8 protein-coding genes are annotated in these 12,471 nt (G+C 69.6%); 4 read left to right on the top strand and 4 right to left on the bottom strand.

Annotated features, from left to right (window positions below; all coding sequences use genetic code 11):
- Positions 1–619: 619 nt before the first annotated feature.
- From ABD208_RS18645 to ABD208_RS18660, 4 genes are all read right to left on the bottom strand, one after another.
- Complete coding sequence (locus ABD208_RS18645) at positions 620–1,423, bottom strand: hypothetical protein (RefSeq protein WP_344105919.1); 804 nt, start codon at positions 1,421–1,423, stop codon at positions 620–622.
- Positions 1,424–1,476: 53 nt separating this feature from the next.
- Positions 1,477–2,724 carry a cytochrome P450 gene (locus ABD208_RS18650; RefSeq protein ID WP_344105921.1) on the bottom strand — a complete coding sequence of 416 codons (1,248 nt, stop codon included), beginning with the start codon at positions 2,722–2,724 and terminating at the stop codon, positions 1,477–1,479.
- A 76-nt stretch (positions 2,725–2,800) separates the two neighbouring features.
- A complete protein-coding gene (locus ABD208_RS18655; RefSeq protein WP_344105923.1) occupies positions 2,801–4,294 on the bottom strand; it encodes a cytochrome P450 family protein in 1,494 nt (497 codons plus the stop codon).
- A gap of 183 nt (positions 4,295–4,477) precedes the next feature.
- Positions 4,478–5,413, bottom strand: coding sequence for a hypothetical protein (locus ABD208_RS18660; RefSeq protein ID WP_344105925.1), 936 nt, complete (start codon positions 5,411–5,413; stop codon positions 4,478–4,480).
- 754 nt (positions 5,414–6,167) lie between these two features.
- On the opposite strand from ABD208_RS18660, the gene ABD208_RS18665 reads away from it, so the two are divergent.
- The 4 genes from ABD208_RS18665 to mobF all read left to right on the top strand — a co-directional run bounded on the left by ABD208_RS18665 (position 6,168) and on the right by mobF (position 12,367).
- Positions 6,168–6,614, top strand: coding sequence for a hypothetical protein (locus ABD208_RS18665; protein WP_344105927.1), 447 nt, complete (start codon positions 6,168–6,170; stop codon positions 6,612–6,614).
- Positions 6,611–7,048, top strand: a complete 438-nt coding sequence (locus ABD208_RS18670; protein WP_344105929.1) for a helix-turn-helix domain-containing protein — start codon at positions 6,611–6,613, stop codon at positions 7,046–7,048. The genes ABD208_RS18665 and ABD208_RS18670 overlap by 4 nt, the downstream gene beginning before the upstream one ends.
- A gap of 113 nt (positions 7,049–7,161) precedes the next feature.
- Positions 7,162–8,640: a ParB/RepB/Spo0J family partition protein gene (locus ABD208_RS18675; RefSeq protein WP_344105931.1), complete on the top strand. Its 1,479-nt coding sequence runs from the start codon at positions 7,162–7,164 to the stop codon at positions 8,638–8,640.
- A gap of 388 nt (positions 8,641–9,028) precedes the next feature.
- Entirely contained in the window at positions 9,029–12,367 is a 3,339-nt protein-coding gene (mobF, locus tag ABD208_RS18680; protein WP_344105933.1) for a MobF family relaxase, read from the top strand.
- Positions 12,368–12,471 lie beyond the last annotated feature (104 nt).

Here is a 12,471-nt window from a genome sequence, read left to right on the forward strand (position 1 = left end):
CCGGACACATCCATCCTGCCATCGAATGGGCTGATAAATCGCATACGGTTGGCCGGTCACAGAAACCGCATCGCGACATCCGCGCACTTCAGAACCGCGCCACCGACGTCACCTCCGGCCGTTGCCTGCCGCGAACCAGCCACTGCAGATCGGTTCCTCTGCGAGGCCCGCGTCGCAGGGCCGCACGATGGAGGTCCCGTTCGGATCGCATCTGCGATGCGCGGCAAATCGATCCGCTGCCCGAACGCTAGCTACGGTCGGAGTGGCAGGCTGCCTATTACAACATTCGGCCAGTTCACTGCGAATTGCACCCGGCTGGTTGATCGAATCCGGAATATCCGCGCAACGCACCGCGCGTATTGGGGGGTTAAGTGTCCCAGAACGAGTGGATCCGCTGGCCAGACTCCTGCCGACGTGTAACGGCGGCGCGAAGTCGGTCGAACGCTCGGATTTCCTCCAGCGTTCGGTCGGTCACCTTGCGGCCGGTAGCCGCGTGAGCGGCAAGCGCGTTGCGTATATCCCGCCGATCCGATGGCGTCGCCGTCAGGTTCTCCCTGAGTTGTCACACAGGTGACGCTACCCCTGCTGACGTAGACCCCGATCCTGCTATAGGCGCTGGTCACCACCGTCTGGCCTGGCCGCGTGCGCGGGGACCGTCCGGCCAGCGCGGTCCGCGCCGCCGGGTGAGCGACCGGCGGGTTCCGGCCGGTGGGTGGGGTGGGTCGGAGTTGAGGTTGACCGCGCCGGCGACCAGGACCATGCCGAGTTCGGGTGCGAGGTTGTGGTGCCACACCCAGGCGCGCGTCGCTTCGATGAGTTCGTCGACCGGGATCTCCCGGGCACCCAGGCGGCTCGTGGCGGCGTGCTTCGCGCGCCGGGTCTCGGACAGGCGCGCCCATGAGGACGTCGTGCCGTCCAGTGCGTAGGCGGCTTCCCACCAGGCCGTGGTCGCCTGGCACCAGCGGTGGAAGCATTCCCCGTCCAGCTGGACGGCGTGGCGGTCGCGGACGTCACCCAGGAGTACCTGCCAGGTCACGGCCGCCAGGAGGATCCCACCTTCGGCCACGACGACGGCTGGGACGGCTTCCCCGGCGGCGAAGACCGTCACCACGGCCAGGAGGCCCAGCGTGGTGACCTCGAGCCACATTACCGCCGCGCACCGCCAGGTCGGCTGTCCGTTGCGGGCCGGTATCAGGCCGAGTCCCGCCACGGCGATCGGTGCCAGGCAGACGATCGCCAGGATCGGGTTCGCAAGTGCCGCGGCCCCGTGCAGGATGTGGGTGACCGGGGAGGCGAGCAGCGCGAACATGCTGGTGGTCGTGATCAGCCACAACACGGCCGCCAGCGTGATCGCCATGAGCTCGCGCCGGTCGGCGCGTGCCAGGGCGGTGGAGCCCTGAGGGGGCGTCGGGTTGGCTGGCACCAGGGTGTTCGTCGTGATGCGGGGCCGGGTTCGGGATGGGCCCAGATGCCTCGTCATCGGCTGGTCCTGGGCGGGGTGTGGTGCCGGGCGCGGAGCAGGACGGGCAGGCGTGCGTGCCCGTTGGGAATGAATCCCGTGTCGGGGGGAATGCTGTTGAGGTCTTCGGCGGGTTGGAGGTCGAACCGGTCGATGAGCATCGCGATCGCGATCTCGGTTTCCAGGCGGGCCAGGGGTTCTCCGAGGCAGCGGTGCACGCCCCATCCGAACGCGATGTGGTCCGCGTCGGGGCGGGTGGGGTCGAACCGGTCGGGGTCGGTGTGGGTGTTCGGGTCGCGTCCGGTCGCTGCCAGGCCGATCACGATGAAGTCGCCCTTGCCGATCACCACGTCACCGGTCCGGATCTCTTCGACGGCGAACCTGCTCAGGGCGTGGGCGACTGGGGCCTGGTGACGCAGGGTCTCCTGGATCACGTCCGCACACGCGACCTGCCCGCACCGCACGGCCTCGATCAGGCCGGGGTTGGCCAGCAGCGCGAACAGGACCTGCCCGATGAGGTTCACCGTGGTCTCGAACCCGGCGGTGATCATCAGCCGGACGACGCCCAGCACCTCCTGCGGGCTCAGGACGTCGGACGCCAGCAGGTCGCAGGTCAGGTCCCGCGCCGATTCGTGGGCTTTACGGGCCAGGAACTCCTGCAGCAGGCCGTGGAGCTCGCGCTGGTTGGCCTGGGCGTCTTCGCGGGAGATGGTGGTGTCGAACACCCGTCCCGCACACACCTGGATCTGCGCGGCCAGGCCGTCCTCACGCATCCCCAGCAGCCCCTGGATCACCGCGATCGGTATCGGGAACGCGAACTCGGCGCGCAGGTCGACCGGTTGTCCGTCGCGGCCGACGTCGGCGATCTGGTCCAGGACGCGGGTGGTGATGGCTTCGATGTCGGGCCGCATGGCGGTGATCCGGCGAGGCGCGAACGCGCCCCGGGCAGGGGCCCGTAGCCGCTTGTGCTCGGTGCCGTAGGCGTGGAACGGGTTGTCGGGTTGGGCGGGCTGGCCGTGCACGAGGTTCGCCCACGGCGCGAGCGACCAGTTCTCGGGAATCTGGTCGGGGTCCCAGTGCAACGACGACTTGGACACGCGCGGGTCGGTCATGAGCTTCCTGGCTAGGTGCAGGTCGGTCACCGCCCACGCGGCGACACCGCCAGGAAGCAGGACCCGGGTGATCGGGCCGCGCTGCCGTAGCCGTGCGCTCTCGCCCTGGATGTCGGTGCCGGCCGGATCGATCACGTACGGATTCGAGGTCACGAGGATCTACTCCATGTGTCGTAGGGACTGGGGCGCTGGGGTGTTGGGTGGTGACCGGATACGGCCCCTGGGGCGGTCAGGTGCTGCGGTGCAGCAGGTCCGACCAGGAAGGAACGCCCGGCGTTTCCGCTTCTGGCGCCGTCGATCCGCGCGCTGGGGTCGTGGGGGTCGGCGGTGGCGTGTCCTCGAGCCACGGCACCTGGTCGCCCGTGCCGTCGAGGTTCCCGGGGTGCCCGGCGGGTCCGGGCCGGGCCTGTGAGGAGGGTGCCGGGCGCGTCGTCCAGGTGTCCCGGTTGTCTCCGAGGATCGGGACCTGATGGCCGTGCAGGACGGGCAGGCTCGCTTCGGCCGGCAGGCGCCGTGGCTGGCGTACCCACGGGGTGGGTGCCCATTCGACCTGGTCGGCAGGGACCATCAATGTCAGGTCGACCTGCTGCAGCAGGACGTCGATCGCGGTGCGGGTGACCAGGCGTGCCTGGGCCGGGGCGGGGCAGGTGTGCGGGCCGGTACCCCACGCCAGATGGGAGCGGTTTCCGACCTCGTCCCACGGATCGGAAGAGTGGACGGCCGGGTCGTGGTTCGCCGCGGACAACGCCAGCACCAGCGCGTCACCACGACGGACAGCCTTGTTCCCGTCCAGGACGGTGTCGTGCATCGCGTAACGAGGTGCACATGAGTTCGCGACGGGCGTGTCCCGCCACAGCACCTGGTCCAGGGCGTCGTCCAGACCCAGGCGCCCCCCGGACCACCGGGCCCGGAACGCGGCATCGGCGAGCTCCAGGTGCAGGGCACGCCCGATCCACGCCCCGAGGAACATGCTGGCGGCGTGCAACGGCACGGCCGCGCTGTCGACGACTTCGGCGTCGGAGCGCATGTTCGGGTGCCGGACCAGGCTGGAGGTCAGGTCGCGGCCGAACCGTTCGCGCGAGGCGCGCACGTGTCCCATCAGGGTGGCCCCGATCCGGGCACGAGCCTCCAGCCCGCCGGGCTGGTGCCGGGCGATGATCTCCGAGTCCCGCATCAACTGCATGGCCGCATCGCCTTCGATCCCCAGCATCGCCGCGGTCGCCAGGAAGGAGACCGGGGTGGCGTAGTCGGCGATCAGGTCGACCGGTCCGGGCGCGTCGAACCGGGCGATCGCCTCGGTGCACACCAGCCGGGTGGCCGCCTTGATCTGCGCGTCGGGCAGGTCAGCGATCGCGTCATCCAGCGCCTGCCGTAGCCGGCGCCGCGTCTCCCCGTCGTGGTGGTAGGACCCGGCACGCGGCTCTGGTGGGCTGAACGCCCGGATACCAGCTCCTTCGGGCAGGAGGTTCTCCTGGTTCCACCGCCAGTTACGCGGATCCCTCGAGAACGAGTACTCGCTGCGCATGATCGCGCAGCACTCCTGATATCCCATGACCAGCCAGGCCGGGACGCCATGCTCGATCAGCACCGGCGCGATCGGCCCCCACCGGGCCCACCACGCCCCGTACACCGTTTGCGGGTCCGGGGCGGTGGTCGACTCCGACAGCAGCGGCAGATCGGTGACCGTGGCCAGTTCGATCAGCGGGCGCTCATCGGTGAGCATCACGGCCCCCTCCCGTCAGTCGGCCGCGCCCGACCGCGACGGCGGGCGTCCGGTGGCGGGCACCAGCACAAGCGAGGCAGGGGGATGGGGGTTCGGGGGTCTGGGTAGGAAACACGACGGGGGCCTCTTTCGTGGAACCGTCCGACCCTGCCCCAGGGACAGTAAGCAGGGTCGGACGGGGCTTCAGGGGGCGGGGTGACCGGTCAGGTGCACGATCAGATGGCCGCCGCCGTCCCCGGCCGGTCGCGCCAAGAGCGCCGCCCCGGCGGCGCTGACCGGAACCATGTCGGGGAACGCTTCCAGCAGCAGGAGCGGGGCACGCTGCGCGACCAGGACCGCGCAGGTCGCGGCCAGCAGAGAATGTGTGCCACACGCATGCGACGCGCCATGGGCGGGCACGCAGGCGCCTACCGGCCCCGCGGCCTGCTCTCGTACGTCGGTCCAGCGCACTTGATCGTCCCCGAGCGCATCGAGTCGCACCGAGCCGTCGAGAACGGCGGCGACAGTCTGGTCCGTCACGTCGACAGCCGTCGCGCAGGCTGCCACCGCGACGCACCCGATCGTGGCGATCAAGCGCGCACGTCCCCCAGGACCGCGGTCCTCGCCAGCCTGCAGCAGTGCATCGGTCAGATCATGGCCCCGTGGACGGTGCACACTGCGGTCAACCAGTTCGGCCACTGCCCACGCCAGACCCGCAGCCCACGCCCCGGACCAGGCGCTCGTGCCATCGGCGGACTGCACGGCGTCCAACAAGTCGCCATCCACCCCCACCAGCGCACCACCATCCAACCCCACCAGCGCACCAGTCGCGGCGATCGAGATCGGGACACTGAACTGCTCGTGCACGTCCACGACCGAAACACCGGCCCGCGACCGACGACGGAGACCCTCCACGACACCGGCGATTTGCCCGTCGACCATCGCCCGGACGGCGGCATCACCAGCGGAGACGACGGAGCACGCGGCAGGCCAGCCATGCCGGGGGCCGGAGACCTCGATGACCGCCTCCGGACCCGTCTGGCCGGGCCGGATTTCCTTTGCGACACCGACAGCGCCACGCTCAGTGCCTGTGGGTCCGGTGACCTGCACCCCAACGTCCTTGCTGATCTCTGACGGCATCGCTGCCTCCTCATTTTCCTCGGCCCACGCACGCACGGCGGCCTAAGCCTGGGCCTCTCGGTGACGGCAGAGCACACTGAGCCGCGCGCCGGGTTGCCGTATTCGTCCCACTTGGGTGTGCGAGTTCAACGATGCCGTGAGATGCCGATTCTGTGTGACACAGATCTGTGTCACCCCACCACCTTGACACCGCCCGTTGGTTCGCTTGCCGGGGTGCGCATTTTGCTGATGGTGGCTGCATGCGACGTCGGCTTCGGATGCTGGGTGACGCGATTACTTCGTCGTCCCGAGTTCGAATGACGGCAGGCTTCGGATGAACGAATCGCTCCACCTGCGCGGTTCTCCACGGGGAACGTGATCGACGTGTGTCAACGCCGGGCTAAAACTGACCCCTTTTCGACGTGGCATAGGGGTTAGTTTTCACGCGGCGTCGACAACGTGGTGGTCACCATGAACGAGCTGCTGAACCGGCCCGGTCACGGGGTCCTCGTGCCGCCCGGCCCTCGGGGCACCGTCGGAGGCCCGCACACCGACACAGTGTTCATACCGCCCGAGAACCTGACCAATCCGATCGGGCTGGAGTTTGACTTCGAGGCCATGGCGAGGTGGATCGACCGAGTGCGCGAGCCACGCATGAAGGCCGCTAATCGCCTGAACCAGCGACGACCGCGGCGCTCGACTCGCGCAGATCTGCCGCGTACCGTAGAAGCACGTATGTTCGATGATGGGACTCGTTGGAAGGAGGTTCGGCACGATGACGGCACCGACGTGGGTGGCCTACGAGTCGACGCACAACACCGGGTCGGGCGCGTTGCCGCTGTCGAGCATTCCGGCGTACCTTCGCCAACGGCCGCTGCCTGGATCTGCGACAGGGAGCCAGCGCGGCCGGATCTTGGAGATGAGTCCCACGAGCCAGGCCGCGCGCTGGATGTGCCGGCGCGGGAACCGCGCTGTGGGACTGCCTCTTGCCGTGCTGGCGGCGCTGGCATACGGCCTCTTGGCCGACTTCCTGTACAGCGTCCACCACGTTGCGGCGTGGGGACTGCTGGCGCTGTTCGCGTGGAACGCGGCGAAGTTCGCCCTGGTTAGCATCTGGCTGCTGCTCGTCACCCTCACCAGCCTCGGCAGCATCGCGCTCCGCACGGCCCGTCGATCGACGGCCTCGACACAGCGAGCGTCCAACTCTTCGCCCGCGCAATGACCGGCGACATCTCCCAGGACGGACGACCGACCGAAAGCCAACGGATGACCGGCAGCGAGTTACAACTCGCCCGGCTCTACCTAGGAATGTCGCGCCCAGATCTCGCGCGGGTGCTTTCGTGCCGCGAGGACACCGTACGCCGGTGGGAAATAGGGAAAGACCCTGTTTCCTTTCGCGTTCGCGACACTCTAACCGCTGCAGAAAATGCAGCCGACGAAGCGGTAGAGAAGCTTGTGGCGGCATTGCAGGGAATGTCGGCACCGCGCGTGGTGCTCGACGAAGAGCACGAGCGGCAGCGCAGGGATTGGCCTGGCCATGCGGTTTACGGCCCGGGGTGGTGGCGGGCCGTCGTCGGCCGGGCCGCACGCCAGGTTCCCGGAACTCGCATCGGCACCAAGGCCGAATTTCAACGTATCGACACCGCAGAACATTGAGCAATAATCGCCCGGAAATACTCCGTGGCCGCTTGAATTTTCTGGCTTTGGTGAAATAGAATGGGACCAGCACCAGGGGAAAATCCCCAGGGCTATTCGGTAAGGAGCCGATCATGTCCCACCCCACCACCGAGAAGGCGACCGAATTCGCTAACCTCGACCCGAAGACGCTCGCCCTGGAGGTGAACGTGCGCAAGGACGCCGGGCTGACGCCCGCGTTCATCGCGTCGATCCGTGAGCACGGCGTACTCGTCCCGATCCTGGTCCAGCGCAGCGACACCGGGCAGCTGCTCGTCCGCGCGGGCCAGCGTCGCACCCTGGCGGCCATCGAGGCCGGACGCGCCACGATCCCGGCGCGGATCGTGAACGGCGGCGACGACGAGGCCCGCCGCATCATCGAGCAGGTCGTGGAGAACGACCAGCGGTCCAAGCTCATCGAGGCCGACCGGGCGACGGGATTCCAGCAGCTCGCGCTGCTGGGAGTTCCGGCCGCGAGCATCGCGAAGAAGACCGGCCACACGAAGGAGACCGTGAACACTGCCCTGGCGGTCGGGAAGTCGAGGGTCGCCGTGGCCGCGCAGGGCAAGTACGACCTGACGCTCGACCAGGCTGCGACCATCGCGGAGTTCGACGCCCTCGGAGACCGGGAGGCCGTCAAGGAGCTCACCGTGACGGCGGTCAAGGACCCGGGCCAGTTCGCCCACACGGCCCAGCGGCTGCGGGACGAGCGGGAGCGGGCGGCGAAGAAGGCCGCCATCGTCACCTCGCTGACCGACGCCGGTGTCCGGGTGATCCCGGTCCCCGCGCACGACGACAAGTCCGTGAAGGTCCTGGGGGACCTGACCGACGCGAACGGGACCGTCCTGACCGCCGAGAACCACAAGGGCTGCCCGGGCCACGCCGCGTGCGTGCGCACGTCGTACGGGAGCGAGCCGTACGTCGCAGCGTTCGTGTGCGACGCGTGGAAGCAGAACAAGCACAAGACGCTGCGCACGTCGTCGTCGGGCGACCCGATGGACGCCGACGCTGTCGCCAGGGCGAAGGCCGAGCGGGCCGAGGTCATCGCCAACAATTCCGCCTGGCGTTCCAGCCAGACGGTGCGGCGCCAGTTCTTGGCGGAGTTCGCCCAGCGCAAGACCGCGCCCAAGGACGCTGTCGCGTTCGTCGCCACCGCGCTCGTGGCCGACGCGGGCATCATCGAGAAGGCTGCGAACTCAGGGCACAGCCTGGCAGCCGAGTGGCTGGGCGTCGGCGGGACCTACGGCGGCAGGGACAAGATCCGTGCGCTGATCGCCAAGGCGTCCCCGGCCCGCGCCCAGCACATCGCGCTCGTCGTCGTCCTGGCCGCGATCGAGGACCGCACCGGCGTGCACACCTGGCGCAGGGCCGGGACCGAGGCCAACTACCTCAGCGCGCTGGAGGCGTGGGGCTACGACCTGGCACCCGTCGAGCAGATCGCACGCGGACCGAAGCCCACCCCGAAGACGGCCACCGCGAAGACGAACAGCGCCACGACGGCGAAGGCAGGGAACACGAAGCCCGCACCGAAGACAACCACCAAGTCGGTCACGAAGCAGACCGCTGCCGCCTGATCGCCATCCGCCATCGAGCCCGGGACGCCCCACAGCGTCCCGGGCTCTCCCGCGCCCGCACCCGGCCGCGCGACCACCTCGAATCCGGGTCGCCGCACCGCCATGCCATCCTCCACCCGCCGCCGCGCCCATCCCTCCACCCAGCCCTGCCGCTCACCCCTCACCGCCACTCAGCCCTTCCCAGCAACCACCCCGTCCGCTCTCCACCACCTGCCCCAGTTCCACCTTCCCCTCGGCGGCCTCACAATCCTTCCGCCGCCCCACGCTCACCCACCGTCCGTCTCGCCACACCGCCGCTTTCTTCGACCGCGCCCACACATCTGGCACGCTACGAGCTTCCCCTATAGAGGTAACGGGCACTGCGCACCTTCTCGTCGAGGAGGTGTTCGTGGTGACGGTCTCGCTGCGTGTCATGTCGGCAGGGCACGGTTACAAGTACTTGCTGCGGTCGGTGGTGCGCGGCGATGGTGACGGCATTACCGCGGATGCTCTGACCCGTTACTACGCGGGCCCCGGCACGCCGCCGGGTCGCTGGCTCGGGACGGGCGTGGCGGACCTCGGGGACGACGGCGAGCGGATCGCGGCCGGTGACCAGGTCACCGAGGAGCAGTTGGCCCGTCTCCTTGGTGCCGGCCGTGATCCGGTCACCGGTGAGCCGCTGGGGCGTCCGTATCAGGTCTTCGCGACGGTCCCCGAACGCATCGCGTCGCGCATCGAGGTGCTCCCGTCGGACCAGGACGAGACCGAGCGGGCGGTGGCGGTGGCGCGGATCGAGGCCGAGGAGCGTCAGGCGGGTCCGAAGTCGGCGGTGGCGGGCTTCGACCTGACGTTCTCGGTGCCGAAGTCCGTGAGCGTGCTGTGGGGCCTTGCCGACGCGCACACGCAGGCGCTGATCGTGGCCGCGCATCATGCCGCGGTGGCCAACGTCATTGAGTTCTTGGAGCGGGAGGCGGCTGCGACGCGTACGGGGTCGGGCGGGATCTGTCAGGAGGATGTGACCGGGCTGATCGTGACCGTCTACGACCACTACGACTCCCGCTCCAACGACCCACAGCTGCACACCCACGCCGTCGTGTCGAACAAGGTGCGCACGGTGTCCGACGGCGTGTGGCGCACCCTGGACTCCCGCGCGCTGCACCACGCCGTGGTGGCGATCTCCGAGCAGTACGACGCCGTCCTGATGGATCACCTTGCCCGCTCGTTCGGGGTGGAGTGGGAGCTGCGGCAGCGGGGCGGGGACCGGAATCCGCAGTGGGAGATCGCTGGGATCACCGAGGACCTGATCGGGGAGTTCTCGACCCGGTCGCACGCGATCAACCAGGCCACCGACCGTCTCATCGAGAAGTACATCGCTGAGCACGGCCGGCGCCCCTCGAAGAGGACGGTCGTCAAGCTCCGTGCGCAGGCCACGCTTGCGACCCGGCCCGAGAAGCAGATCCGGTCCCTGGCGGACCTCACCACCGCATGGCGGGCCCGCGCCGCCCAAGTCCTCGCCGACGTCAAGGGGGCCGGCAGCGATCCGGTCGCACTGACCCGCCGTCTGACCAGCCAGACGCCCAGTCAGTCGTTCACCGCCGGCGAGGTGCCGGCCGACGCCGTCGAACGTGCCGCTGCGGCGACGTTCCACACCGTCGCCGAGGCGAAGACGACGTTCGGGCACTGGAACCTCTGGGCCGAAGCCCAGCGGCAGACCATGGGCTGGCGCCTCGCCACCGCCGCCGACCGGGAACAGGCCATCGCGGCGATCGTCGCACGAGCCGAGGAACACGCGGTCGCGCTCACGCCGCCGGAGATCGCCGTCACCCCGGTTGCGCTGCAGCGTCCGGACGGCAGCTCGCGGCTGCGCCCGCGTCACCACGTCGTGTACTCGAGCCCGGCGATCCTGGAGGCCGAGGCGCGGCTCCTGAACCTCAGCGGCGACATGGCGGGGACGCGCATCGATGCTCGCGCCGTTCCCGCGAAGGTCGGCGGGCACCGGGTACTCAGCGGGCAGCAGCACGGCGCGGTACAGCGGATCGTGGCCTCGGGTCGGCGCTTGGACCTGCTCGTCGGCCCGGCAGGTGCCGGTAAGACCACCACGCTGCGGGCGCTGCGACGGACGTGGTCGGCACGGTTTGGTCCCGGGTCGGTGGTGGCACTGGCGCCGTCGGCGGCTGCCGCGTCGGTGCTGTCCCGGGAACTGGGACTGCGGGCGGACAACACCGCCAAGTGGCTCCACGAGCACGACCGCGGCCGAGCTGCGTTCAGGCGGAACCAGCTCGTGATCATCGACGAGGCCACCCTCGCCGACACCAACACGATCGACCGCATCACGAGGCTGGCCGTCGCAGCGGGCGCGAAGGTGGTGCTGGTCGGTGACCCGGCACAGCTGCAATCGGTCGACGCGGGCGGAGCGTTCGGGCTCCTGGTCGAGCACCGTCGTCGCGCTGCTGCGACAGGCGACAGGGATGCGGTGGTGGCGGAACTGAGCGAGGTGCGGCGCTTCACCAGCGCGTGGGAGAAGACCGCGAGCCTGCACCTGCGCGACGGCAAACCCGAGGTGATCGACGTCTACGACCAGCACGACCGCCTCACCGGTGGCGAGACCGAAGACATGATCGATGCCGCCTACGCCGCCTGGCAGACCGACCTCGCCGACGGGAAGGCGACGCTGCTGGTTGCCGAGGCCTCCGAGACCGTCCGTGAGCTCAACGAACGCGCCCGGGCCGACCGAATCCTGATCGGACAGACCCAACCCGGCCGCGCCGTGCGGCTTATCGACGGGCTGGAGGCGTCTGCCGGGGATCTGATCATCACCCGCCGCAACCGCCGCCGGCTCGCCACCGCGCGGGACCTCGTCGTCGGAGGGTTCGTGCGCAACGGCGACCGGTGGCAGATCACCGACGTGCGCCGCGACGGCACCCTCGAGGCGCGCCGTATCGACGTCGACGGCAGCAGCCGGCTCGGCGACACCGTCACGCTCCCGGCCGGATACGTGGCCGAGCACGTCGACCTCGGATACGCCGTCACCGCCCACCGCGCCCAGGGCATGACCGTCGACACCACCCACGTCCTGGTCACCGCGAAGACCACCCGGGAGAACCTGTACGTGGCCATGACCCGCGGCCGGGACGCGAACCGCGCCTACATCACCACCGACCGGCCTGACGCCGCACACCTGGAACCCGACGAGGAGATCACCTATCAGTCGGTCCTGTGCGGCGTGCTGCACCACCGCGGCGCCGAACTGGCCGCCCACCAGGTCGCCGAAGAGGAACGCGAGAAGTGGACCGGCCGGGCGCGGATCATCGCCGAGTACAACCACATCGCCGACGTCGCACAACGACCCCGCTGGACCGGCGTTGTGCACGCCGCGCTCGTGGCCGGCGGATTCACACCCGACGAAGCCCGTGATCTCTTGCGGGCCGACGGCGGAGCAGCCGGAGGCGGCGCCGGGGCGGACACGGGCCGCGCGACGGCGTTCGACGCCCTGCGCCGCGAGCTACGGCGGGCCGAAGCCTTCGGCCACGACGCCGAACGACTGCTTCCCCGACTCGCCGCTCGCCGGACCCTGCTGGACGCCGACAACCCGTGTGCCGCCCTGCACGCACGACTGCGGCGCGCCACGAAGATGCCGGCGCGTGGCCGTACCCCACAGCTCGTCGCCGAGAACACCCCGGGTGTAGCCGAGCCCGTCCCGACAGATTTCGGCGCGGCGCTCAACCAGCGATCCAGACTGCTTGGCTGATCGCTCACCGGCGCGACGGTACCCCTGTACCGGCTGCAGGCTGCAGGGACGCGTCTCGCATCTGGCCGGAGCTACGAAGGCCGGCGTCCGTCCGGTACTGCGAG

Origin of the sequence: Myceligenerans crystallogenes (assembly GCF_039529775.1) — a bacterium.
GTDB classification, from domain to species: Bacteria; Actinomycetota; Actinomycetes; order Actinomycetales; family Cellulomonadaceae; genus Myceligenerans; species Myceligenerans crystallogenes.